Raw genomic sequence first — 24,926 nt, 5'->3', positions numbered from 1 at the left:
GCCTCAGTGTGACCGAGGGATGCGGACCACGCCCTCCTGTATCACCGAAATGGCCAGCCGGCCGTCCTGTGTGTAGATGCGGGCCTGGCCGAGGCCGCGGCCGCCGGACGCGGACGGCGACTCCTGGTCGTACAGGAGCCATTCGTCGGCGCGGAACGGGCGGTGGAACCACATCGCGTGGTCGAGCGACGCCCCGACGACATCGCCCGTCACCCAGCCACCGCGGCCGTGCGCGAGCAGGATGGAGTCGAGGAGCGTCATGTCGGAGACGTAGGTCGCGAGGACGACGTGCAGGAGCGGGTCGTCGGCCAGCTTGCCGTTGGTGCGGAACCACACCTGGGAGCGCGGCTCGCGTACCTCGCCGACGGTGCCGTACGGCGGCGCGTCGACATAGCGCAGGTCGACGGACTCGCGGGCCTCCAGCAACCGCTCCACGACCACCGGGTCCGAGAAGACGTCGGCGTACAGCGGCAGCAGTTCGGCGGCCGTGGGCAGCGTCTCCGGGTCGGGTGCGGGCGGCATCTCGGCCTGGTGCTCCATGCCCTCCTCGTACGTCTGGAAGGACGCGGAGAGATGGAAGATCGGCTGTCCGTGCTGGACCGCGACCACCCGGCGCGTGGTGAAGGAGCGGCCGTCGCGGATGCGGTCCACCGAGTAGACGATGGGTGCGCCGGGGTCCCCCGCGCGCAGGAAGTACGCGTGCAGGGAGTGGGCGTGACGGTCCTCGGGGACCGTGCGCCCGGCGGCGACCAGTGCCTGCGCCGCCACTTGTCCGCCGAAGACGCGTGGGACGACGGCGGACTTGGACCGGCCGCGGAAGATGTCCTCCTCGATCCGCTCGAGATCGAGCAGATCGAGGAGGGACTGGAGTGCCTCGCTCATGCGGCAGTTGTACCGTGCGCTGTTTTCGCGGGCCTTACAGGCCCATGTCCTTGGCGATGATCGACTTCATGATCTCGCTGGTGCCGCCGTAGATGCGGTTGACGCGGTTGTCCGCGTACAGGCGAGCGATCGGGTACTCGTTCATGAAGCCGTAGCCGCCGTGCAGCTGGAGGCAGCGGTCGATGACGCGGTGCGCGACCTCGGTGCAGAACAGCTTGGCGCTGGCGGCCTCGGCGGGGGTCAGCTCACCCGCGTCGAGGGCTTCGAGCGCGCGGTCGACGACGGCCTCCGCCGCGTCCACCTCGGCCTGGCAGGCGGCCAGCTCGAACTTGGTGTTCTGGAAGGAGGCGACCGGCTTGCCGAAGACGGTGCGCTCCCGGACGTACTCCTTGGCGAACCGGACGGCCGCCTTGGCCTGCGCGTAGGCGCCGAAGGCGATGCCCCAGCGCTCGGAGGCCAGGTTGTGGCCGAGGTAGTAGAAGCCCTTGTTCTCCTCGCCGAGGAGGTCCTCGACCGGCACCTTCACGTCGACGAACGCCAGCTCGGCGGTGTCGGAGGTCTTCAGGCCGAGCTTGTCCAGCTTGCGGCCGATGGAGTAGCCCTCGGACTTGGTGTCGACGGCGAACAGGGAGATGCCGAAGCGGCGGTCCTCGGCCGAGGGGGCGGAGGTGCGGGCGCAGACGATCACGCGGTCGGCGTGGACGCCACCGGTGATGAAGGTCTTGGAGCCGTTGAGGACGTAGTGCGTGCCGTCCTCGGAGAGCTTCGCGGTGGTCTTCATGCCCGCGAGGTCGGAGCCGGTGCCCGGCTCGGTCATCGCGAGGGCCCACATCTCCTCACCGGAGACGAACTTCGGCAGGAAGCGCTTCTTCTGCTCGTCGGTGGCGAGCATCTTTATGTACGGCAGGCCGAGCAGCACGTGCACACCGGAGCCGCCGAACTGGACACCCGCGCGGGCCGTCTCCTCGTACATCACGGCCTCGAACTTGTACGAGTCGATGCCCGCGCCGCCGAACTCCTCGTCGACGCGGATGCCGAAGACGCCGAGCTCGGCGAGCTTGTAGTAGAAGTCGCGCGGCGCCTGGCCCGCGGCGAACCACTCGTCGTAGACCGGGACGACCTCGGCCTCGATGAAGGCCCGCAGGGTCTCCCGGAACGCCTCGTGGTCCTCGTTGAACACAGTACGGCGCACTACCGCCACCTCCACCGGATACATGTCTAAGCGCTTGCTCAGATACCACGTTACCGGTCGGTCACGTTGGTCGTCCAGAGCAACCACCCCGAGACGCTCGTCACTCCCCCGCGGCCTCGAAGGCACCACGGGCCATCCGGTGCAGGAGCGCGGCGGTTCCCGCGCGCCCCGGCAGCGCACCCGGGCGCCCCAGGTGCGGGGTGGAGTTCAGCAGACCGAAGACGGAGTGCACGGCGGAGCGGGCGGTGGGTTCGGTGAGGGCCGGGTACACCTCGCGCACCACCTCCACCCACAGCTCCACGTACTGCCGCTGGAGCTGGCGGACGAGCTTGCGGTCACTGTCCCGGAGGCGGTCCAGCTCGCGGTCGTGCAGGGTGATCAGGGGGCGGTCGTCGAGCGCGAAGTCGATATGCCCCTCGATCAGCGAGTCGAGGAGCGCCTCGGCGCTCCCGTCGGCCTCCGCCACCCGGCGCTTGCCGCCCGTGAGCAGCTGTCCGCTGATCCCCACGAGGAGTTCGGCGAGCATCGCGTCCTTGCCGGCGAAGTGCCGGTAGAGACCGGGGCCGCTGATGCCGACGGCCGCTCCTATCTCATCCACTCCGACACCGTGGAAACCGCGTTCGGCGAAGAGCCGGGCGGCCTCCTTGAGGATCTGCTCGCGCCGGGTGGGGGCGTCCGTTCTCATGGCCATGGAAGTAATTCTAGACAGGGAGGTTAGCGGTCGTTAACCTGAAGGGCATGCGTTAACGCTCATTAACAAGGTTCGAACGGTTCATCGACTGGTGACCACTGGGTGAGGGGACCGCAGGATGCACGAGGCACCGGAGCTGACGAGCGCGGCGGACCCCGCGTCGGAGGCCTGGCGGGCCAACGAGGCGGCGCACCGCACGCTGGGCGAGGAGCTGCGCGGCAAACTGGCCGCGGCCCGGCTCGGCGGCGGCGAGAAGGCCCGCGCGCGGCACACCGCGCGCGGGAAGCTGCTCCCGCGCGACCGCGTGGACACCCTCCTCGACCCCGGCTCGCCCTTCCTGGAGCTGGCCCCGCTGGCGGCCGACGGGATGTACGAGGGGCAGGCCCCGGCCGCCGGGGTGATCGCCGGGATCGGCAGGGTCAGCGGGCGGGAGTGCGTGATCGTCGCCAATGACGCCACCGTCAAGGGCGGCACGTACTACCCGATGACGGTGAAGAAGCACCTGCGCGCCCAGGAGGTGGCCCTCGAGAACCGCCTCCCCTGTGTCTATCTCGTCGACTCGGGAGGCGCCTTCCTGCCGATGCAGGACGAGGTCTTCCCCGACCGCGAGCACTTCGGGCGGATCTTCTACAACCAGGCGCGGATGTCGGGGGCCGGCATCCCGCAGATCGCCGCGGTCCTCGGTTCCTGCACGGCGGGCGGGGCGTATGTCCCGGCGATGAGCGACGAGGCCGTGATCGTGCGCAATCAGGGCACGATCTTCCTCGGCGGCCCTCCCCTGGTGAAGGCCGCAACCGGCGAGGTCGTCACGGCGGAGGAGCTGGGCGGAGGCGAGGTCCACGCGCGCGTGTCGGGCGTCACCGACCATCTCGCCGAGGACGACGCGCACGCGCTGCGGATCGTCCGGAACATCGCGGCCACCCTCCCCGCGCGCGGGCCCCTCCCCTGGGCCGTCCAGCAGTCCGTGGAGCCCAAGGTGGACCCGTACGGGCTGTACGGCGCGGTGCCGGTCGACTCCCGCACCCCCTATGACGTACGCGAGGTCATCGCGCGCGTGGTCGACGGTTCGCGCTTCGCCGAGTTCAAGGCGGAGTTCGGGCAGACCCTCGTCACCGGCTTCGCCCGGATCCAGGGACACCCGGTCGGCATCGTCGCCAACAACGGCATCCTGTTCTCCGAATCCGCCCAGAAGGGCGCCCACTTCATCGAGCTGTGCGACCAGCGCGGCATCCCGCTGGTGTTCCTGCAGAACATCTCCGGGTTCATGGTGGGGCGGCAGTACGAGGCAGGGGGCATCGCCAAGCACGGCGCCAAGATGGTGACGGCGGTGGCGTGCACGCGGGTCCCCAAGCTCACGGTCGTGATCGGTGGTTCGTACGGCGCGGGCAACTACTCGATGTGCGGCCGGGCGTACTCGCCGCGCTTCCTGTGGATGTGGCCCAACGCCAAGATCTCCGTGATGGGCGGCGAGCAGGCCGCGTCGGTCCTCGCGACCGTCAAGCGCGACCAGCTGGAGGGGCGCGGCGAGTCCTGGGCCGCCGAGGAGGAAGAGGCCTTCAAGGACCCGATCCGCGCCCAGTACGAGCGCCAGGGGAACGCCTACTACGCGACGGCCCGGCTCTGGGACGACGGCGTGATCGACCCGATGGAGACCCGGCAGGTGCTGGGGCTCGCCTTGACCGCGTGCGCCAACGCGCCCCTGGGTGACCCCCAGTTCGGCGTCTTCCGGATGTGAGGGACCTCTTGACCATGTTCGACACCGTGCTTGTGGCCAACCGGGGCGAGATCGCGGTCCGTGTCATCCGCACCCTGCGCGCACTGGGCGTACGCTCGGTGGCCGTCTTCTCCGACGCCGACGCGGACGCCCGGCACGTACGCGAGGCGGACACGGCGGTACGGATCGGTCCGGCGCCGGCGGCCGAGAGCTATCTGTCCGTGCAGCGGATCCTGGACGCGGCGGCGCGCACGGGCGCGCAGGCCGTCCACCCGGGGTACGGCTTCCTCGCGGAGAACGCGGCCTTCGCGCGCGCCTGCGCCGAGGCGGGCCTCGTCTTCATCGGGCCTCCCGCCGAGGCGATCTCCCTGATGGGCGACAAGATCCGCGCCAAGGAGACGGTGCGGGCGGCCGGGGTGCCGGTCGTCCCCGGCTCGTCGGGCAGCGGGCTCACGGACGTGGAGCTGGCGGCCGCCGCCCTCGAGATCGGCATGCCGGTGCTGTTGAAGCCCTCGGCTGGCGGCGGCGGCAAGGGCATGCGCCTGGTGCGGGACGCGGCGCGGCTCGCCGACGAGATCGCCGCCGCCCGCCGCGAGGCCCGCGCCTCCTTCGGCGACGACACCCTCCTCGTCGAGCGCTGGGTCGACCGCCCCCGGCACATCGAGATCCAGGTCCTGGCGGACGGTCACGGCCACGTCGTGCACCTGGGCGAGCGCGAGTGCTCCCTCCAGCGCCGCCACCAGAAGATCATCGAGGAGGCGCCGAGCGTGCTCCTCGACGAGCAGACCCGCGCCGCGATGGGCGAGGCGGCCGTCCAGGCGGCCCGCTCCTGCGGCTACGAGGGGGCGGGCACGGTCGAGTTCATCGTCCCCGGCAACGACCCGTCCTCGTACTACTTCATGGAGATGAACACCCGCCTCCAGGTGGAGCACCCGGTCACCGAGCTGATCACGGGGATCGACCTGGTGGAGTCGCAGCTGCGGGTGGCCGCGGGCGAGCGGCTGCCGTACGGGCAGGAGGACATCAGACTCACCGGGCACGCGGTGGAGGCGCGCGTCTGCGCCGAAGACCCCGCGCGCGGGTTCCTCCCCTCCGGCGGCACGGTGCTCGCTCTGCACGAGCCCCAGGGCGACGGCGTACGCACCGACTCGGGCCTGAGCGAGGGCACGGAGGTCGGTTCGCTCTACGACCCGATGCTCTCCAAGGTCATCGCGTACGGGCCCGACCGCGCGACCGCGCTGCGCAAACTGCGTGCGGCCCTCGCGGAGACGGTCACGCTGGGGGTGCAGACGAACGCCGGGTTCCTGCGGAGGCTTCTCGCGCACCCCGCGGTGGTGGCGGGGGAGCTGGACACCGGATTGGTGGAGCGGGAGGTCGACGGGCTGGTCTCGGGGGAGGTGCCCGACGAGGTGTACGCGGCTGCGGCGCTGCTCCGCCAGGGCGCCCTTCACCCCCAGGCCGCCGGCCACAGCGCCCTCCGCCCCCAGGCCGCCGGCCAGAGCGCCCTGCGCCCCGAGGCCTCCGGCTGGGTCGATCCGTTCTCCGTGCCGGAGGGGTGGCGTCTGGGCGGCGAACCCGCCTGGACGGCGCACCACTTGAGGGTGCCGGGGCACGATCCCGTGACCGTCCGCGTCCGTGGCACAGCGGGTGGCGGCACCGAGCTGCTGCTCGGCGACAAGAACCAGCCCCTCCGGGGAACCGTGCTCACCCCGGCCCCGGGAGGGCGGACCTCACCCCGGTTCGCCCTCCGGCTCGACGGTGTCACCCACACCTTCGCCGCCCTGCCGGCGGGCACCTGGCTCGGCCGGGACGGCGACGCCTGGAACGTGCTGGACCACGACCCCGTCGCCGCCTCCCTCACCGGTGCCGCCCACGGCGGAGCCGACTCGCTCACCGCGCCCATGCCGGGCACGGTGACCGTCGTGAAGGTCGCCGTCGGTGACGAAGTGACCGCCGGACAGAGCCTGTTGGTGGTCGAGGCGATGAAGATGGAGCACGTCGTCTCCGCGCCGCACGCCGGGACCGTCAGCGAGCTGGACGTCACCCCGGGCACGACCGTCGCCATGGACCAGGTGCTGGCGGTCATCACCCCCGTGGACGAGGAGACGGCATGAGCACCCCCGAGCTGGGCCTCCCCATGGTCGTGGCGGCCCAGGACCTGCCCGCCCGGGTGCGGATCCACGAGGTCGGCGCGCGCGACGGCCTGCAGAACGAGAAGGCGACCGTACCGACCGAGGTGAAGGCGGAGTTCGTCCGCCGCCTCGCCGACGCGGGTCTGACCACCATCGAGGCCACCAGCTTCGTCCACCCCAAGTGGGTGCCCCAACTGGCGGACGCCGAGCAGCTGTTCCCGCTGATCAGCGATCTGCCGGGGGTGCGGCTGCCCGTCCTCGTGCCGAACGAGCGGGGGCTCGACCGGGCCCTCGCCCTCGGCGCCCGCCGGATCGCCGTCTTCGCCAGTGCGACGGAGTCCTTCGCGAAGGCCAACCTCAACCGGACGGTCGACGAGGCCCTGGCCATGTTCGAGCCGGTGGTGTCCCGGGCCAAGGCGGACAAGGCGCACGTCCGCGGCTACCTCTCCATGTGCTTCGGCGACCCGTGGGAGGGCGCGGTCCCCATCCACCAGGTCGTGCGCGTCTGCAAGGCGCTCATGGACATGGGCTGCGACGAGCTGAGCCTCGGGGACACCATCGGTGTGGCGACCCCGGGCCATGTCCAGAGCCTGCTCGCCGAGCTGAACGAGGAGGGCGTGCCGACCAGCGCGCTCGGCGTGCACTTCCACGACACCTACGGCCAGGCGCTCGCCAACACCCTGGCCGCCCTCCAGCACGGCGTCACGACCGTCGACGCCTCCGCGGGCGGCCTCGGTGGCTGCCCGTACGCGAAGTCCGCGACCGGCAACCTCGCCACCGAAGACCTCGTATGGATGCTCCAGGGCCTCGGTATCGACACCGGGGTCGACCTCGGCCGTCTCACCGCCACCAGCGTGTGGATGGCCGGACAACTGGGCCGACCCAGCCCGTCCCGCACCGTCAAAGCCCTCTCCCACCAGGAGTGATCCCCATGTCCCTGGACCACCGCCTCTCCCCCGAACTCGAAGAACTGCGCCGTACGGTCGAGGAGTTCGCGCACGACGTCGTGGCGCCGAAGATCGGCGACTTCTACGAGCGGCACGAGTTCCCGTACGAGATCGTGCGGGAGATGGGCCGTATGGGTCTGTTCGGGCTGCCGTTCCCGGAGGAGTACGGCGGCATGGGCGGCGACTATCTGGCCCTCGGTATCGCCCTGGAGGAGCTGGCGCGCGTCGACTCGTCGGTCGCCATCACCCTGGAGGCCGGGGTCTCACTCGGCGCCATGCCGATCCACCTCTTCGGCACCGACGAGCAGAAGGCAGAGTGGCTCCCCCGCCTCTGCTCCGGCGAGATCCTCGGCGCGTTCGGGCTGACCGAGCCGGACGGCGGCTCCGACGCGGGCGCGACGCGTACGACGGCGCGGCTCGACCCCGAGACGAACGAGTGGGTGATCAACGGCAGCAAGTGTTTCATCACCAACTCCGGCACGGACATCACGGGTTTGGTGACGGTCACCGCGGTCACCGGCCGCAAACCCGACGGCAAGCCGCAGATCTCCGCGATCATCGTGCCGTCCGGCACCCCGGGCTTCACGGTCGCCGCGCCCTACTCGAAGGTCGGCTGGAACGCCTCGGACACCCGTGAGCTGTCCTTCTCCGACGTGCGCGTACCGGCCGCGAACCTGCTCGGCGAGGAGGGCCGCGGGTACGCGCAGTTCCTGCGGATCCTCGACGAGGGCCGGATCGCCATCGCCGCGCTGGCGACCGGGCTGGCGCAGGGCTGCGTGGACGAGTCGGTGAAGTACGCCAAGGAGCGGCACGCGTTCGGGCGGCCGATCGGCGCGAACCAGGCCATTCAGTTCAAGATCGCCGACATGGAGATGAAGGCCCACACGGCCCGCCTGGCCTGGCGCGACGCCGCGTCCCGGCTGGTGAGCGGGGAACCCTTCAAGAAGGAGGCGGCCCTCGCCAAGCTCTACTCCTCCACCGTCGCCGTCGACAACGCCCGTGACGCCACCCAGGTCCACGGCGGCTACGGCTTCATGAACGAGTACCCGGTCGCCCGCATGTGGCGCGACTCCAAGATCCTGGAGATCGGCGAGGGCACCAGCGAGGTGCAGCGGATGCTGATCGCGCGGGAGTTGGGGCTGGTGGGCTGACCCCGGTTCCTTGCGCTCCGGCGACGAGACGGTCGGCAACCGGCCGACGGCGCATGGGCGGTGACCGAGGGCAAGGCCTGACCGCATCGCCGCACCGGGTGCGGAGTCACCCACCCTCTGGACAAGTAGTGAGGTTAGGCTAACCTACCTTCGAACTTGTCCGGCGGGCGCTCCGCCCCGTGCCGAAAGCAGTCACACTCATGCCCAACGCCCGTGCCACCCACCTCACCCGTCGCGGCATCCTCGCCGCGGGCGGCGCCCTCGGCCTCGGTGCCGTGCTCGCCGCCTGCGGCGACGACAACGACTCGAAAAGCGGTGGCTCGAGCTCGACCAAGGCCGCCGAGAAGTCGGGCCCGTGGACGTTCAAGGACGACCGCGGCACGACGGTGAAGACGGACAAGGTCCCGGCGGACATCGTCGCCTTCACCGGTGTCGCCGCCGCGTTGCACGACTACGGCATCGAGGTCAAGGGCGTCTTCGGCCCGACGAAGACCAAGGACGGCAAGGCCGATGTCCAGGCCGGCGACATGGACATCAGCAAGGTGACGATCCTCGGCAACGAGTGGGGCCAGTTCAACATCGAGAAGTACGCGGCTCTCGCCCCCGACGTCCTGATCTCGACGATGTTCGACGCCGCGGGCACCCTCTGGTACGTCCCCGAGGAGTCCAAGGACAAGATCCTCAAGCTGGCCCCGAGCGTCGGCGTCTCCGTCTACGACGTGCAGATGCCCAAGCCGCTGGAGCGCATGCTGGCACTCGCCGAGTCGCTCGGCGCCGATGTGAGGTCCGCGAAGATCACCGCGGCGAAGAAGAAGTTCGAGACGGCCGCCGAGCGGCTGCGCAAGGCCGCCAAGGCCCGCCCGGAGATCAAGGTGCTCGCCGGTTCCGCGAGCCAGGACATCTTCTACGTCTCCGGCTCGAACCTCTCCATCGACCTGGAGTACTTCAAGGCGCTCGGCGTGAACCTCGTCGAGCCCTCCGCCAAGGCGCTGAAGGCCAGCGGAGGTTGGTTCGAGAACCTGAGCTGGGAGAACGTCGACAAGTACCCGGCGGACCTCATCATCATGGACGACCGCACCTCGACCATCCAGCCGGCCGACATCACCGAGGCCACCTGGAAGAAGCTGCCCGCCGTCAAGGCCGGCCAGGTCATCGCCCGTACGCCCGAGCCGATCCTGTCGTACGACAAGTGCGCCCCGATCCTCGACCACCTCGCCGAGGCCATCGAGAACGCGAAGAAGGTCGCCTGACCCCATCCCTTCCTGACACTCAGGAGCACTCATGACGACGGCCGTAGCCGCTCCGTTCCGTTTCTTCTCCCTCCAGGTCGCACGGACGAGGCGGCTCGGCCCGTCCCTGCTCCGGGTGACCTTCACCGGCCCCGATCTGCACGCGTTCCACTCCCACGGACGCGACCAGTCGCTCTCCCTCTTCCTGCCGCAGCCGGGCCAGTCCGAGCCCGCCGTCCCCATCGAGCTGGGCGACGGCTGGTGGCAGGGCTGGCGCGAACTGCCCGACGACGTACGGGCGGTGATGCGCTCGTACACCTTGCGCGCCCTGCGCCGGAACCCCGACGAGATCGACATCGACTTCGTGCTGCACGGCGTGCGGCCGGGGGCGGCGACTCCTGCCGGACCCGCGTCCCTGTGGGCGTCCAGGGCCGCCGCGGGTGACCGTGTCGTCCTGCTCGGCCCGGCGGTCGAGGACAACCGGGCGATCCGCTTCCGTCCGCCCGAGGACACCGACCTGGTGCTCATCTGGGGCGACGGGACCGCCGTACCCGCCGCCTCGGCCATCCTCGAATCCCTGCCGGCCGGCCTGCGCGTCCGCGCCTGGCTGGAGGTCCCGCACGCCAGTGACATCCAGGACGTGGTGACCGAGGCCGACGCCGAGATCACCTGGCTCGTACAGGGCGACGACGGCTCCCCCATGGCCGTCGATGCCGTACGAGCCGCCCGACTCCCGTCCGCCGAGGCGCCGTACGCCTGGATCGCGGGCGAGTCCGGCCCGGTGAAGGAGTTGCGCCGCCATCTGGTGCGCGAGCGCGGGATCGACCGCAGGAGGGTGACCTTCGTGGGCTACTGGCGGCGCGGGCTGAGCGAGGAGCAACTGCGCGAGCAGGGCGAGTAGGGCGCTCAAGGACCGCTCGATCACCGCTCAACCACCCCTGAGAACAGAGGCGTACGTCACGGAAGACACAGGTGGGACGGGGTCGCACGATCGACTTAGGTTAGGCTAACCTAAGTTGAACGTCGGGACCCCGCCCCTCTCCGTCCCGCCCCTGCTCCCGTCCCGCTCGGACTCTCTCCCGCACGGAGGACCCCCACATGCGCTCGCACCTGCTCAATGACACGACCGCGGAGCGGTACCGCCGCTCCGTGACCGAAGGAGTCGAGCGGGTGGCGGCCAAACTCGCCACCACAGACCGTCCGTTCACGGGTGTCACGGTGGACGCCCTCGCTCCCCGCATCGAGCAGATCGACCTGGACCGCCCGCTGCACGACACGACGGCCGTCCTCGACGAGCTGGAGGAGGTCTACCTCCGCGACGCGATCTACTTCCACCACCCCCGCTACCTCGCCCACCTCAACTGCCCGGTCGTCATCCCGGCGGTGCTCGGCGAAGCGGTCCTGTCCGCCGTCAACTCCTCGCTGGACACCTGGGACCAGTCGGCCGGCGGCACCCTCATCGAGCGCAAGCTGATCGACTGGACCACCGAGCGCATCGGCCTCGGCCCGGCCGCCGACGGCGTGTTCACCTCCGGCGGCACCCAGTCCAACCTCCAGGCGCTGCTGCTCGCCCGCGAGGAGGCCAAGTCGGACTCGTCGGCCCGACTGCGGATCTTCGCCTCCGAGGTCAGTCACTTCAGCGTCAAGAAGTCGGCCAAACTCCTCGGTCTGCACGCGGACTCCGTCATCTCGATCCCCGTCGACCACGACAAGCGCATGCAGACGGTCGCCCTCGCCCACGAGCTGGAGCGCTGCCGGCGCGACGGCCTCGTCCCCATGGCCGTGGTCGCCACGGCCGGCACCACCGACTTCGGCTCCATCGACCCGCTGCCCGAAATCGCCGAGCTGTGCGCCCAGTTCGGCGCCTGGATGCACGTCGACGCGGCCTACGGCTGCGGGCTGCTCGCCTCCCTGAAGAACCGGGCGCGCCTCGACGGCATCGAACGGGCCGACTCGGTGACCGTCGACTACCACAAGTCCTTCTTCCAGCCGGTGAGTTCGTCGGCCGTCCTGGTCCGGGACGCCTCCACGCTGCGCCACGCGACCTACCACGCCGAGTACCTGAACCCCCGCCGCATGGTCCAGGAGCGCATCCCCAACCAGGTCGACAAGTCCCTCCAGACCACCCGCCGCTTCGACGCGCTCAAGCTGTGGATGACGCTGCGCGTGATGGGCGCCGACGGTATCGGCGAACTCTTCGACGAGGTCTGCGACCTGGCGGAGCGGGGCTGGCAGCTCCTCGCCGCCGACCCGCGCTTCGACATCGTCGTCCGGCCGTCCCTGTCCACCCTCGTCTTCCGCTACATCCCGGCCGCCGTCACCGACCCGGCCGAGATCGACCGGGCCAACCTGTACGCCCGCAAGGCCCTGTTCGCCTCCGGTGACGCCGTCGTGGCGGGCACCAAGGTCGGCGGCCGTCACTACCTGAAGTTCACCCTGCTCAACCCCGAGACCACGCCGGACGACATCGCCGCCGTACTCGATCTGATCGCCGGCCATGCCGAGCAGTACCTGGGAGAGTCCCTTGACCGCGCTTGCTGAACCCACCCGTGTCCATGACTTCGTGGGGATCGGGCTCGGGCCCTTCAACCTCGGCCTCGCCTGCCTCACCGAGCCGATCGCCGAACTGAACGGCGTCTTCCTGGAGTCCAAGCCGGACTTCGAGTGGCACTCCGGGATGTTCCTGGAGGGCGCCCACCTCCAGACCCCGTTCCTGTCGGACCTGGTCACCCTCGCGGACCCGACCTCCCCGTACTCCTTCCTCAACTACCTGAAGGACTCGGGCCGCCTGTACGCGTTCTACATCCGCGAGAACTTCTACCCGCTGCGCGTCGAGTACGACGACTACTGCCGCTGGGCGGCCAACCGGCTCGGCAACGTCCGCTTCGACACGACGGTCACCGACGTGACGTACGACGAAGGCGCCGAGGTGTACGTCGTACGGACGGAAGCCGGAGAAACGTTCCGCGGCCGCCATCTGGTCCTCGGCACGGGCACCCCGCCCCACATCCCCGAGGCCTGCGCGGGCCTGGGCGGCGACTTCATCCACAACTCCCGCTATATGCAGCACAAGGAGGAGTTGCAGCGCAAGGAGTCGATCACGCTCGTCGGCAGCGGCCAGTCCGCCGCCGAGATCTACTACGACCTGCTCAGCGAGATCGACGTCCGCGGCTACCGGCTGAACTGGGTGACGCGCTCCCCGCGCTTCTTCCCCCTCGAATACACCAAGCTCACGCTGGAGATGACCTCCCCGGAGTACATCGACTACTACCACGCGCTGCCGGAGCAGACCCGCTACCGCCTCACGGCGCAGCAGAAGGGCCTGTTCAAGGGCATCGACGGCGATCTGATCAACGAGATCTTCGACCTGCTCTACCAGAAGAACCTCGGCGGCCCGGTCCCCACCCGCCTGCTCACCAACTCGGCACTGCGCAGCGCCGCTTACCGCGACGGCGTCTACGAGCTCGGCCTGCGCCAGGAGGAACAGGAGAAGGACTACGAGCTGCGCTCCCAGGGCCTGATCCTCGCCACCGGCTACCGGTACACCGAGCCCGAGTTCCTCAAGCCCGTCCGCGACCGCCTGCGCTACGACACGCAGGGCAACTTCGACATCGCCCGCAACTACGCGATCGACACCACGGGCCGGGGCGTCTTCCTCCAGAACGCCGGCGTCCACACGCACAGCATCACGTCCCCGGACCTGGGCATGGGCGCGTACCGCAACGCGTCCATCATCCGTGAGCTGCTCGGCACCGAGTACTACCCGGTCGAGAAGACCATCGCGTTCCAGGAGTTCTCCGTATGAGCACCACGAGCCGTTTGAGCACCACGAGCCGTAAGAACACCACCAGCCGCGTGAACACCACCGACCTGGGCGCCTTCGGCATCCGCCCGCTCGACCCCACCCAGGACGCCGAGCTGCTGCACGGCTGGGTGACGCATCCCAAGGCCGCCTTCTGGATGATGCAGGAGGCGAAGCTGCCCGATGTGGAGCGGGAGTACATGGCCATCGCGGCCGGCCGGTACCACGACGCGTTCCTCGGGCTGCGCGACGGTGAACCCGTGTTCCTGATGGAGCGCTACGACCCCGCGCACGTCGAACTCGTCGGCCTGTACGAGCCCGAGCCCGGCGACGTCGGTATGCACTTCCTGGTCGCACCGACGGACACTCCGGTGCACGGCTTCACCCGGGCCGTGATCACCGCCGTGATGGAGTACCTGTTCGCCGACCCGGCGACCGCGCGGGTCGTCGTCGAGCCCGACGTCCGCAACACGGCCGTGCACGCGCTCAACGCGGCCGTCGGCTTCGTGCCCGAGCGGGAGATCCAGAAGCCGGAGAAGCGCGCGCTGCTCAGCTTCTGCACCCGGGAGCAGTTCCGGAAGGCGGTGGCCGCATGAGCCTCGCCGACGCCGTGGCCCACCTCTCCCCCGAGCGCTGGGCCCGCGCCAACCGTCTCCTCGTCCGCAAGGCGCTCGCCGAGTTCGCCCACGAGCGGCTGATCACCCCGCAGAGCCTCCCGGACGGCCGCTACGAGGTCCGCAGCGACGACGGTCTCACCCGCTATCGCTTCACGGCCCGGCTGCGCTCGCTCGACCACTGGCAGGTCGACGCCGAGTCGGTCACCCGCCACCGCGACGGCACCGAACTCCCGCTCGCCGCGCTCGATTTCTTCATCGAGCTGAAGTCCTCGCTCGGGCTGAGCGACGACGTCCTGCCGGTCTATCTGGAGGAGATCTCCTCCACCCTCTCGGGCACCTGCTTCAAGCTCACCAAGCCGCAGGTCCCGGTCGGTGAGCTGGTGCGATCGGACTTCCAGGCCATCGAGACCGGGATGACCGAGGGCCACCCCTGCTTCGTGGCCAACAACGGGCGGCTCGGGTTCGGGGTGCACGAGTACCTCTCGTACGCCCCCGAGACCGCGAGCCCGGTCCGGCTGGTGTGGCTGGCCGCGCACCGCTCGCGCGCGGCCTTCACGGCGGGTGTGGGGATCGAGTACGAGTCGTTCGTGCGCGAGGAGCTGGGCGCGGAGACGGTCGAGCGGTTCGCCCGGACACTCACCGGCCAGGGCCTCGACCCCGACGCCTACCTGCTCATGCCCGTCCACCCCTGGCAGTGGTGGAACAAGCTCTCCGTGACCTTCGCGGCCGAGGTGGCCCAGCGCCACCTCGTCTGCCTCGGCGAGGGCGACGACGAGTACCTGGCCCAGCAGTCGATCCGTACCTTCTTCAACCGGTCCAGCCCCGGGAAGCACTACGTCAAAACGGCGCTGTCCGTCCTCAACATGGGCTTCATGCGCGGACTTTCCGCCGCCTACATGGAGGCCACCCCGGCGATCAACGACTGGCTGGCCCAACTGGTCGAGAACGACCCGGTGTTGAAGTCCACCGGCCTCACGATCATCCGCGAGCGTGCCGCCGTCGGTTACCGCCACCTGGAGTACGAGGCCGCCACCGACCGCTACTCCCCGTACCGCAAAATGCTCGCCGCCCTGTGGCGCGAGAGCCCGGTGCCCTCGCTCCAGGAGGGCGAGACCCTCGCCACCATGGCGTCCCTCCTCCATGTCGACCACGAGGGCGCGTCCTTCGCGGGCGCGCTGATCGAGCGGTCGGGGCTGCCGCCGGTGGAGTGGCTGCGCCGCTACCTCCGGGCGTACTTCACGCCACTGCTGCACAGCTTCTACGCCTACGACCTCGTGTACATGCCGCACGGCGAGAACGTCATCCTCGTCCTCGAGGACGGCGCCGTGCGGCGCGCGATCTACAAGGACATCGCCGAGGAGATCGCGGTCATGGACCCGGACGCCGTGCTGCCGCCCGCGGTCGAGCGGATCAGGGCCGACGTCCCCGAGGACAAAAAGCTGTTGTCCCTCTTCACGGACGTCTTCGACTGCTTCTTCCGCTTCCTCGCGGCGAACCTCGCCGCCGAGGGCGTCCTCGACGAGGACGACTTCTGGCGTACGGTCGCCGAGTCCGTCCGCACGTACCAGGACGCGACGCCCGAACTCGCCGACAAATTCCGGCAGTACGACCTGTTCGCCCCGGAGTTCGCGCTGTCCTGCCTCAACCGGCTCCAGCTGCGCGACAACCGGCAGATGGTGGACCTGGCGGATCCGTCGGGCGCCCTGCAGCTGGTCGGCACCCTGAAGAACCCGATCGCGGGTCTCTGAAGCAAGTCCCCCCTTCGCGGGTCCTCGAAGCCGGGTGGGGCTCAGGAGACGGTCCTCCTGAGCCCCACCTCCGTACCTCCGTATCTAGGCGCTCGGCCAGGGAACCTGCGGCGACCTGTAGTAGCCGATCCCCAGCGCGTCCCAGCGCGGACCCTGCGCCGCGAGGCGCGCCTTGTAGGTGTCCCAGTCGTGCGTCGACTCCGGCGACCAGCCCAGCTCGGCCACGCCCGGCAGCCTCGGGAAGGTCATGTAGTCGATGTTCGCGTCGGTCACGATCGTCTCCGACCACAACGGCGCCTCGACGCCACGGATCGCCGAAGCAGGCGCCCCTGGAAGGTAGTTGCCCGGATCCCAGTCGTACGCCCGCCGCACCTCGACCAGCCCCGCCCAGTCCTGTCCGAGCGGGGTGTCGGCGGTGTACTTCATGTCGAGGTAGACCCGATCGGCCGGCGACAGCACCAGCCCGGTCCCGTTCCGCGCGGCCTTCGCGACCTGCGCCTTCTCCTCGGCGCTGGTGTCGTCGAGCCCCCAGTACTGCGCGAGGGCGCCCTTCGCCGGAGTGGCCCCGGTCAGCTGGTGCCAGCCGATCACCGTCTTGCCGTACTTGGCGACGATGGGCTGCACCTTGTCCATGAAGGTCACATAGTCGGCGTGGCTGGTGGAGTGCGCCTCGTCCCCGCCCACGTGGAGGTACCGGCCCGGGGTGATCGCGGCCAGCTCCCGGATCACATCGTCCACGAAGTCGTAGGTCACCGGCTTGTTCACGCACAGCGAGCTGAAGCCGACCTCCGTGCCGGTGTAGAGCGGCGGCGCGACCCCGTCACAGTTCAACTGGGCGTACGAGGCGAGGGCGGCGTTGGTGTGACCCGGCATGTCGATCTCGGGGACGACCTCCAGGTAGCGCGAGGCGGCGTACCGGACGATCTCCTTGTAGTCCGCCTTGGTGTAGGAGCCGCCTTGCCCGCCGCCGACCTGCGTCGAGCCGCCGTATGCGGCGAGGCGCGGCCAGGAGTCGATCGCGATGCGCCAGCCCTGGTCGTCGCTCAGGTGCAGATGCAGCTTGTTGACCTTGTAGAGGGCCAGCTCGTCGATGTAGCGCTTGACCTGGGTGACGGTGAAGAAGTGCCGGGAGACGTCGAGCATCGCCCCGCGGTAGCCGTAGCGCGGGGTGTCCTCGATGGTGCCGCCCGCGACCAGCCAGGGGCCGGGCTGTACGGAGTCCTTCTCGACGGCGGCCGGCAGGAGCTGGCGGAGGGTCTGGACGCCGTGGAAGAGGCCGGCGGGCTTGCCCGCCGTGATGGTGACCCCGTCGCGGCCACTGTCGAGACGGTATCCCTCCGCGCCCAGCCCCTTGGCGCCGAGCCGGAGTTGGATGGCTCCTGCGCCGTGCGCGGTGACCGGCAGCCGGTAGCCCGTGGAGGGCCGCAGGATGTCCGCGAGATACGCGCCGACCCGGCGGGCCTCGGGCGAGTCGTCGACGCGGATGCGTGTGTCACCGGTGATGCGGTACGGGGATCCGGCCGCGTGGACGGAAGCGGGAGCCGGGACCACCTGCCCCAGGGGACGGGCGGTCGCGGGGGGTGCCGCACCGACGAGAGAGATTCCGGCTGCCGCCACGAGCAGCAGCGTACCCAGAAGGCGGGGCGTTCTGTGGTGCAGTCTCACATGCGCTCCCTTCAGGATGCCCTTTGAAGGCCCTGTGACTTGCCCTGCGAATTGGTAAAGACCACTCTCCCGCAGACCCGGTGAAACAATCCCCCTCATGGCGGAAATCATCCAGCGGGACGGCACGTGGACCTTCGACGGCGACGCATTGCGGCTGACACCGGGACGCGACAAGAACGTCAGCCTGCTCCGCAGGACCCTGGGTGAACTGGCTGTCCCGCTCGGCGCGTTGGCGGGCGTCTCCGTCGAGCAGGGCAAGAAGACCGGGCGGCTCAGGCTCAGGCTGCGGGACGGCGCGGACCCGCTGCTCCAGGCGACCGGCGGCAAGCTCGTGGAGCCGAACGACCCGTACCTGCTGACCGTCGAGTCCGACCGGTACGGCGTCGCCGAGTACTTCGTGGACGAGGTCCGGCGCGCCCTGCTGCTGGACGAGGTGCCGTCCGACCCCGTCGACGGCTATCTGCTCCCCGGCCCCTCCGTGCCGCTGTCGGCCTCCGCCGGTGACGGCACGGCGACCTTCGACGGCGAGCAGGTACGCCTGGAGTGGAACTGGAAGACGGAGGACGCGAAGGCCGCCGCGGGCGCCCGCTCGCTCGCCCTGACCGACATCACCGCCGTCGAGTGGCATCCCGCGGTCGGTCTGGAGAACGGCTGGCTGCGTTTCACCGTGCGCGGCGCGGAGACCAAGGCGCCGCCGAAGTACGACCCCAACTCCGTGGAGCTGTGGGGGTTCAAGAAGGATCCGCTGATGGCGCTGGTCGCGGCGGCGGTGCAGGCACGGCTGCCGCACCCGACCGCGCCGCCCGCCGTGCCGGACGTACCGCCGAAGGAGCCGGCGGCCGTCCCCGGGCAGGTCGCCGAGGCCGATCACGACGCCCTGCTGCGCCGGCTGCGCGAGCTCGGCGAGCTGCACGCGTCGGGTGCCCTGACGGACGAGGAGTTCACGCTGGCCAAGCAGGCGGTCCTCCGGAGGATGTGACCTCCCGAGGACCGCCTGCCGACCCGTACGCCCCGCCTTCCGGGCGTACGCGGGGCCCTACTTGGCCCGGCGCGCCACCGTGAAGTGGTCGACCTCAGCACCGGTCTCGGCGATGCCGCGCACCTTCAGCGTGGCAAGGCGGCCCTTCGGCGCGGGAGTGACGTCCACGCGCAGGAACGAGTAGTTGAGGTACCGGACGCGCGACCAGGCGACCGTCTCGTTCTGCCTGCCGTCCTTCTGGTTGATGAAGGAGGCGACGGAGTCGACCTCGTTCTCGTGGCCCTCGTAGGAGTCCGGGGCGGAGAACGCGTACAGGCTGCGGCCGGCCGCGCCCGCCGTCACGTACACGACACCGTCGGTCTCCGGGTACGCCGTGCCGCCGATCGGCAGCTTCTTGGTGACCGCGTTGCCCTTGATGACGTCCGTGCGCTCGTACTGGTGGTTGTGGCCGTTGATGACCAGGTCCACCGTGTACTTCTCGAACAGCGGCACCCACTCCTGGCGCACGCCCCCCTCCGAGGCGTGCGCGGTGGAGGTGCAGTACGCGCAGTGGTGGAAGAAGATCACGATGAAGTCGACGTCCTTGGCGGCCCGGTACTTCTTGAGCTGCGCCTCCAGCCACTTGGTCTGGGTGCCGCCGGAGATGCCGAGGTTGGCCGGGATCTCGAAGGACACGTCGTTGGCGTCCAGCGAGATGACCGCCGTGTTGCCGTAGACGAAGGAGTAGACGCCGGGCAGGTTCTTGGCGTCCGGGCCGTTGTCGGGAAGGTTCCAGCGGGCTTCCTCGCCGCCGTAGCCGTTGGGCGAGTACCAGGCCTCCATGTCGTGGTTGCCGTACGCCGGCATCCACGGGACGGACTTGGCGACCGTCTCGGTCTGGGCGAGGAACTGGTCCCAGATGCGCGAGTCGAAGCCGGTGTCCTCCTTCTTGCCCCCGCCGGACGGGTCCGCGTACGCGATGTCGCCGGCGTGCAGGTGGAAGGCGGGGTTCTGGCCGAGCAGCAGGGCGTCGTTGGCGAGGCCGTGGTAGCCGACGCCCTCGTCGCCGAAGGCCGTGAAGGTGAACGGCTTGGCGGTGGCGGGCGCGGTGGTGAAGGTGCCGAGGGTGCCCAGCAGGTGGGGCGCGGCCGGGTCGAAGCCCGCGTGGCCGACGCCGTAGTAGTACGTCTTGCCGGGGCGCAGGTGGGTGAGCTGGGCGTGCAGGTAGTACTGCGTGTGGTCGCCGCTCGCGCCGACGCCGGCCGGGGTGTAGAGGGTGCGGACCTCGGCCTCGATCTTGCGGGAGAGGTCCCAGGGGTGGGCGCCGATGCGTATGTACGGCTTCTTCACGGCGGTCGGGACCTGCCAGGAGACCGTGATCTCCGTGCGCGGGTCGTTGCCGTAGGCGAGGTGGCGGCCGAAGGGGGCGACGAGGGCGCCGTCGACCGTCTCGGCCGAGGGCGCGGTGGCCTGCGTCGGTATCGCGGCCTGCGCGACGGCGCCCGGTACGAAGGCGCCGCCCGCGACGGCGCCGAGGGTCACGGCGCCGCCTCTGATCATGTTGCGCCGGGAGAACTTGGCGCGAAGATACTCGTGCTGCTCGGCCATGCTCATGCGCTCGGCGAGCTTCTCCGGTACGCCCATGCGTGGAGTGTCCATGGCCACAGAAGTTGCTCCCGGCAATCGACGCGGCGCAAGACGCAGGATGGACAGCTTGCAAACAGCCCCCCATAAGAGTTTCAACAGCCACTTGCCCGATATCGGGCAGGATTCTTGCGAATCGACTTCCGGTACTCCAGGATCAACGGGTGCACGACGAACTTGTTGATCATCTGACGCGCTCCACGCCCCTGAACCGGGGCGAGGCACTCCGGGTGATCCAGGACGTGCTCGCCTACTTCGACGAGACGACCGAGGAGTACGTCCGTCGCCGCCACCGCGAGCTCCAGGCCCAGGGCCTGGTCAACGCGGCGATCTTCGAACGGATCGAGGCGGACCTGAAGTACCGCGCGGTCGCACCGCCCGAGCTCACCCTCAGGCAGCTGCGCCGCATAGTCTACGGCTGAGGAATACGTATATATGTGCGGAATCGTCGGATACATCGGCAGGCGTGATGTGGCGCCGCTGCTGCTCGAAGGCCTCCAGCGCCTGGAGTACCGCGGCTACGACTCGGCGGGCATCGTCGTCACGACCCCCAAGTCGGCCGGCCTGAAGATGGTCAAGGCCAAGGGCCGGGTCCGTGACCTGGAGGCCAAGGTCCCCGCACGCTTCAAGGGCACCACCGGCATCGCCCACACCCGCTGGGCCACCCACGGCGCCCCCTCCGACGTGAACGCCCACCCGCACATGTCGGCCGACAGCAAGGTCGCGGTCGTCCACAACGGCATCATCGACAATGCCTCCGACCTGCGGAAGAAGCTCGAGGCCGACGGTGTCGAGTTCCTCTCCGAGACCGACACCGAGGTCCTCACCCACCTCATCGCCCGCTCGCAGCAGGAGAAGCTCGAGGACAAGGTCCGCGACGCGCTGCGCGTGATCGAGGGCACGTACGGCATCGCGGTCCTGCACGCCGACTTCCCCGACCGCATCGTGGTGGCCCGCAACGGCTCCCCGGTCGTCCTCGGGATCGGCGAGAAGGAGATGTTCGTCGCCTCGGACATCGCCGCCCTGGTCACCCACACCCGGCAGATAGTGACCCTCGACGACGGCGAGATGGCCACCCTCAAGGCCGACGACTTCCGGACGTACACCACCGAGGGCACCCGTACGACGGCCGAGCCGACCACCGTGGAGTGGGAGGCGGCCTCGTACGACATGGGCGGCCACGACACGTACATGCACAAGGAGATCCACGAGCAGGCCGACGCCGTGGACCGCGTGCTGCGCGGCCGCATCGACGACCGTTTCTCCACCGTGCACCTCGGTGGCCTGAACCTGGACGCCCGCGAGGCGCGCCAGATCCGCCGCGTGAAGATCCTCGGCTGCGGCACCTCGTACCACGCGGGCATGATCGGCGCCCAGATGATCGAGGAGCTGGCCCGCATCCCGGCCGACGCCGAGCCCGCCTCCGAGTTCCGCTACCGCAACGCGGTCGTCGACCCCGACACGCTGTACGTCGCCGTCTCCCAGTCCGGTGAGACGTACGACGTCCTCGCCGCCGTGCAGGAGCTGAAGCGCAAGGGCGCGCGGGTCCTCGGCGTGGTGAACGTGGTGGGCAGCGCGATCGCCCGCGAGGCCGACGGCGGCATGTACGTGCACGCCGGCCCCGAGGTCTGCGTCGTCTCCACCAAGTGCTTCACCAACACCACGGTCGCCTTCGCGCTGCTCGCGCTGCACCTCGGCCGCACCCGTGACCTGTCGGTCCGCGACGGCAAGCGGATCATCGAGGGTCTGCGCAAGCTGCCCGCCCAGATCTCCGAGATCCTCGATCAGGAGGACGAGATCAAGAAGCTGGCCGAGCAGTACGCCGAGGCCCGCTCGATGCTCTTCATCGGCCGCGTCCGGGGCTACCCGGTGGCCCGTGAGGCCTCCCTGAAGCTCAAGGAGGTCTCGTACATCCACGCCGAGGCCTACCCCGCCTCCGAGCTCAAGCACGGCCCGCTCGCGCTCATCGAGCCCGCGCTCCCCACGGTCGCGATCGTCCCCGACGACGACCTGCTGGAGAAGAACCGCGCCGCCCTGGAGGAGATCAAGGCCCGCAGCGGCAAGATCCTCGCGGTGGCGCACCAGGAGCAGGAGAAGGCCGACCAGACGATCGTCGTCCCGAAGAACGAGGACGAACTGGACCCGATCCTCATGGGCATCCCGCTCCAACTCCTCGCTTACCACACTGCGTTGGCCCTGGGCCGCGACATCGACAAGCCGCGGAACCTCGCCAAGTCGGTGACGGTGGAGTAGGTCACTCGCGTCGGCTGGTCGGCCGGTCCGCCGGTCCGCCGGTCCGCCGGACAATGAACGACCCCCTGTGTGTGCCACCGCCACACAGGGGGTCGTTCTTTCAAGGGCCAGGGCCGCCCATTACCCCGGCCCGCGCCCGCTTCAGCCGGTGGCCGTCACCCCCCGGCCGGCGGCGCGCCCGGGGAGAGCGGTGGGCCACTTGGCCAGGGCCGCAGTCGCCGAGTACCAGGCCACCGCGCCCCCGGCGACCGCGAACCAGCCGCCCACCTTGGCGAGACCGGTGCTGTCGCCGAACTGCCCGATGGCCAGCAGGAGCAGGGACACGAACAGGAGCGCGTACGTGCCCCGGGCCAGCGTCGAGGCGCCGCTCGACCCGGCGGTCAAGCTGAGCGCGACGAGCGCGAACAGGAGCAGGAAGAGACCGGCCGCGTTGGCGGAGACCTGCGCGCCGGAGGTGACGCCCCAGGTGAACCAGAGCGCGCCGAGCGCGGAGAAGGCCGTACCGGTGAGGGCGTCACGGTCGCGGAAGGCGAACAGACCGGCGACGAAGAGCGCGATGCCACCGACATAGGTGGCGAGGGAGACGGAGTCGGCCGCTGTGACGCCGTCGATCACTTCGGTGTGACCGAGGCCGAATGCCAGCAGGGTGAGTCCGAGCGCGAGTTGGCCGAGGGTCGATGTGGTGCTTCCCGCGGAGACGTCGTTGTCCACGGCGGGCTCCCTTCATGCATGGGTGCGGTTGTGCTGCGTGATACCGGCCGTGCGGTTGGTCCGGCGACCGATATATGCCCTTCACAAGGGCACAAACACCTCTACGCGCGAGTAGATTTACCGGGCGCAGGAAGGGAGTTGACGACGCCGAGGACTCATCTCACCTGGGACAACTTCGAGTTGCAAGTCGGCAACGACAGGATTTACGGGATGACGACCACCGGGCGCTGCGCGCGCTTGGCGAGCCGTCCGGCCACCGAGCCGAAGATGCGCCCGACGATGCCGTGCGTGGAGCCGACGACGATCGCGTCCGCCTCGTACTCCCGCCCCACCTCTTCGAGTTCGTGGCAGATGTCCCCGCCGCGCTCGACGAGGATCCAGGGCACCTCGGCCAGGTACTCGGCGCAGGCCAGCTCCAGTCCGAGCACCTCGGTGCGGTGGTCCGGCACGTCGACGAAGACCGGTGGCTCACAGCCCGCCCACACCGTGGTGGGCAGCCGGTTGGCGACATGGACGATGATCAGACCCGAGCCGGAGCGGTGGGCCATGCCGATCGCGTAGGCGAGGGCGCGCTCGCTGGACGTCGAGCCGTCGAATCCGACGACGACGCCGTGCTTGAAGGCGGGATCGCAGGACTGGCGGGGTGCTTCCGCCGCCAGGGGCTCGGCCGCCGTGGGATCGGCGAGCGGGCGCTTGCGGTTCGCGGGATCGAAGAATTCGTGACCGGCCATGGGTGTCTCGGCGTTTGGATCCTCGTGGTGGGGACGACAACGATCTGCAGAGCTGTGTCCGGGAATCATCTTCCCGACCCCATACCCCCAAGGGTACGGCGGCACGCCTCCTCTGCCCAGATCCCGCGCGCCTTACGCGGCATTCCAGGGAGCATGCATGAGAGGGCGCCCGTAACGCAATGGTTGCTGCCCCGTACAGGCGGTTTGCACAGGGTTCACCCAGGGACGACGGCTTTCCCCGTGGTACACCGGCCGCCAGGCAGTGACCGGCCGGTCGAACACGCGTTGAACGGGTGAGCCACCGCCATGGAGAGCACTGGAGTACTAGGGAGCAGACCGTGCCGGGACCCGAGACCGCCCCCCACCCCTTCTCCACAGCCCACCCCTCCTCCGGAGCGGCCCATTCCGCCCCCGGAGCCCACTCCCCCTCCGGAGCGGCCCACGCCTCCTCCGGGACCCGCTCCGCGCCACCCGCCGTGCCGGACACGGCGAGCGATGTGGTGCGCTGGGCCGCCTTCAGCTGCGTCCTGGTCCCGGTCGTCCTGGTCTGGTACGGCACCTCGCTCGCCGGCGCGGCCGGTACGGCCCTGGGCCTGGCAACCGTCACCGGGGCCTGCCGGGTGCTGCTGCGGCAGTCCGAGCGCGGGGCGGCGCGACTGCGCGCCGAGGGCGTGCCGGTACCCGGTGAGGGCACTCGGACGCGGACCGAGGAACGGGCCCCGCAGCGCGGTCGGCACGGCAGGGGCGGCCCGGACGCGACGGGCGGCGGCCACAGGCGGAGCGGCGGAGGCATCGGGAGCGGGGGCTGGAGCGGCGGCGCGCAGGGCACGGGTGGTGGGCCGGGGGCCACGGGTGGCGC

The 24,926-nt window shown here is 69.9% G+C and carries 20 protein-coding genes and 1 pseudogene; 14 read left to right on the top strand and 7 right to left on the bottom strand.

The genetic code is table 11. The features are described 5' to 3' along the window. Window positions 1–3 precede the first annotated feature (3 nt). The 3 genes from tesB to ACFVXA_RS11885 all read right to left on the bottom strand — a co-directional run bounded on the left by tesB (window position 4) and on the right by ACFVXA_RS11885 (window position 2,765). Entirely contained in the window at window positions 4–882 is an 879-nt protein-coding gene (tesB, locus tag ACFVXA_RS11895; RefSeq protein ID WP_362017856.1) for an acyl-CoA thioesterase II, read from the bottom strand. Window positions 883–916: 34 nt separating this feature from the next. After that, a complete protein-coding gene (locus tag ACFVXA_RS11890) occupies window positions 917–2,074 on the bottom strand; it encodes an acyl-CoA dehydrogenase family protein (RefSeq protein WP_390024798.1) in 1,158 nt (385 codons plus the stop codon). Window positions 2,075–2,174: 100 nt separating this feature from the next. Next, complete coding sequence (locus ACFVXA_RS11885; protein ID WP_362017854.1) at window positions 2,175–2,765, bottom strand: TetR/AcrR family transcriptional regulator; 591 nt, start codon at window positions 2,763–2,765, stop codon at window positions 2,175–2,177. 118 nt (window positions 2,766–2,883) lie between these two features. Here ACFVXA_RS11885 and ACFVXA_RS11880 point away from each other — a divergent pair, with 118 nt between their 5' ends. From ACFVXA_RS11880 to ACFVXA_RS11835, 10 genes are all read left to right on the top strand, one after another. Beyond that, window positions 2,884–4,500, top strand: a complete 1,617-nt coding sequence (locus ACFVXA_RS11880; protein WP_362017853.1) for a carboxyl transferase domain-containing protein — start codon at window positions 2,884–2,886, stop codon at window positions 4,498–4,500. A 14-nt stretch (window positions 4,501–4,514) separates the two neighbouring features. Next, a complete protein-coding gene (locus tag ACFVXA_RS11875; protein WP_390024796.1) occupies window positions 4,515–6,593 on the top strand; it encodes an acetyl/propionyl/methylcrotonyl-CoA carboxylase subunit alpha in 2,079 nt (692 codons plus the stop codon). After that, window positions 6,590–7,537 carry a hydroxymethylglutaryl-CoA lyase gene (locus ACFVXA_RS11870; RefSeq protein WP_390024794.1) on the top strand — a complete coding sequence of 316 codons (948 nt, stop codon included), beginning with the start codon at window positions 6,590–6,592 and terminating at the stop codon, window positions 7,535–7,537. The genes ACFVXA_RS11875 and ACFVXA_RS11870 overlap by 4 nt, the downstream gene beginning before the upstream one ends. Window positions 7,538–7,548: 11 nt before the next feature. Beyond that, a complete protein-coding gene (locus tag ACFVXA_RS11865; RefSeq protein WP_383735253.1) occupies window positions 7,549–8,709 on the top strand; it encodes an acyl-CoA dehydrogenase family protein in 1,161 nt (386 codons plus the stop codon). Between the two features lie 200 nt (window positions 8,710–8,909). Further along, window positions 8,910–9,959, top strand: a complete 1,050-nt coding sequence (locus ACFVXA_RS11860) for an ABC transporter substrate-binding protein (RefSeq protein ID WP_390024792.1) — start codon at window positions 8,910–8,912, stop codon at window positions 9,957–9,959. A 31-nt stretch (window positions 9,960–9,990) separates the two neighbouring features. Beyond that, window positions 9,991–10,839 carry a siderophore-interacting protein gene (locus ACFVXA_RS11855; RefSeq protein WP_384017156.1) on the top strand — a complete coding sequence of 283 codons (849 nt, stop codon included), beginning with the start codon at window positions 9,991–9,993 and terminating at the stop codon, window positions 10,837–10,839. 197 nt (window positions 10,840–11,036) lie between these two features. After that, entirely contained in the window at window positions 11,037–12,479 is a 1,443-nt protein-coding gene (gene desA, locus ACFVXA_RS11850) for a lysine decarboxylase DesA (protein ID WP_383734988.1), read from the top strand. After that, window positions 12,463–13,743: a lysine N(6)-hydroxylase/L-ornithine N(5)-oxygenase family protein gene (locus ACFVXA_RS11845; RefSeq protein WP_390024790.1), complete on the top strand. Its 1,281-nt coding sequence runs from the start codon at window positions 12,463–12,465 to the stop codon at window positions 13,741–13,743. The genes desA and ACFVXA_RS11845 overlap by 17 nt, the downstream gene beginning before the upstream one ends. Continuing rightward, entirely contained in the window at window positions 13,740–14,336 is a 597-nt protein-coding gene (locus ACFVXA_RS11840) for a GNAT family N-acetyltransferase (protein WP_384017164.1), read from the top strand. Before ACFVXA_RS11845 ends, ACFVXA_RS11840 begins: the two co-directional genes overlap by 4 nt. Further along, the gene (locus ACFVXA_RS11835; RefSeq protein WP_390024788.1) at window positions 14,333–16,105 is read left to right on the top strand and encodes an IucA/IucC family protein; all 1,773 of its coding nucleotides are present in this window, start codon (window positions 14,333–14,335) and stop codon (window positions 16,103–16,105) included. The genes ACFVXA_RS11840 and ACFVXA_RS11835 overlap by 4 nt, the downstream gene beginning before the upstream one ends. Before the next feature lie 84 nt (window positions 16,106–16,189). On the opposite strand, the gene ACFVXA_RS11830 is transcribed toward ACFVXA_RS11835, so the two are convergent. Beyond that, window positions 16,190–17,770: a beta-N-acetylhexosaminidase gene (locus tag ACFVXA_RS11830; protein ID WP_390024786.1), complete on the bottom strand. Its 1,581-nt coding sequence runs from the start codon at window positions 17,768–17,770 to the stop codon at window positions 16,190–16,192. Between the two features lie 97 nt (window positions 17,771–17,867). On the opposite strand from ACFVXA_RS11830, the gene ACFVXA_RS11825 reads away from it, so the two are divergent. Then, window positions 17,868–18,749: a DUF4429 domain-containing protein gene (locus ACFVXA_RS11825; RefSeq protein ID WP_390024784.1), complete on the top strand. Its 882-nt coding sequence runs from the start codon at window positions 17,868–17,870 to the stop codon at window positions 18,747–18,749. Window positions 18,750–18,806: 57 nt separating this feature from the next. Here ACFVXA_RS11825 and ACFVXA_RS11820 read toward each other — a convergent pair whose 3' ends face one another. After that, a complete protein-coding gene (locus tag ACFVXA_RS11820; RefSeq protein ID WP_383902668.1) occupies window positions 18,807–20,372 on the bottom strand; it encodes a purple acid phosphatase family protein in 1,566 nt (521 codons plus the stop codon). Between the two features lie 164 nt (window positions 20,373–20,536). Between ACFVXA_RS11820 and ACFVXA_RS11815 the strand changes: the two genes are divergently transcribed. Together ACFVXA_RS11815 and glmS are read left to right on the top strand one after the other, a co-directional pair. Beyond that, complete coding sequence (locus ACFVXA_RS11815) at window positions 20,537–20,794, top strand: hypothetical protein (RefSeq protein ID WP_383902429.1); 258 nt, start codon at window positions 20,537–20,539, stop codon at window positions 20,792–20,794. Window positions 20,795–20,807: 13 nt separating this feature from the next. After that, complete coding sequence (gene glmS / locus ACFVXA_RS11810) at window positions 20,808–22,625, top strand: glutamine--fructose-6-phosphate transaminase (isomerizing) (protein WP_384017178.1); 1,818 nt, start codon at window positions 20,808–20,810, stop codon at window positions 22,623–22,625. 141 nt (window positions 22,626–22,766) lie between these two features. Here the strand turns inward: glmS and ACFVXA_RS11805 are convergent, their stop codons facing one another. Both ACFVXA_RS11805 and ACFVXA_RS11800 read right to left on the bottom strand, forming a co-directional pair. Then, the gene (locus ACFVXA_RS11805) at window positions 22,767–23,336 is read right to left on the bottom strand and encodes a GPR1/FUN34/YaaH family transporter (RefSeq protein WP_390024782.1); all 570 of its coding nucleotides are present in this window, start codon (window positions 23,334–23,336) and stop codon (window positions 22,767–22,769) included. A gap of 203 nt (window positions 23,337–23,539) precedes the next feature. Continuing rightward, window positions 23,540–24,067, bottom strand: a complete 528-nt coding sequence (locus ACFVXA_RS11800) for a universal stress protein (protein ID WP_362017841.1) — start codon at window positions 24,065–24,067, stop codon at window positions 23,540–23,542. Between the two features lie 476 nt (window positions 24,068–24,543). Between ACFVXA_RS11800 and ACFVXA_RS11795 the strand changes: the two are divergent. After that, window positions 24,544–24,855: pseudogene (locus tag ACFVXA_RS11795) on the top strand (hypothetical protein); the annotation flags it as partial. Between the last annotated feature and the right edge of the window lie 71 nt (window positions 24,856–24,926).

Source organism: Streptomyces sp. NPDC058246 (assembly GCF_042881985.1).
Lineage (GTDB): Bacteria > Actinomycetota > Actinomycetes > Streptomycetales > Streptomycetaceae > Streptomyces.
The sequence above is the reverse complement of the archived record's forward strand: the minus strand, read 5'-3'. Positions and strand labels throughout refer to the sequence as shown.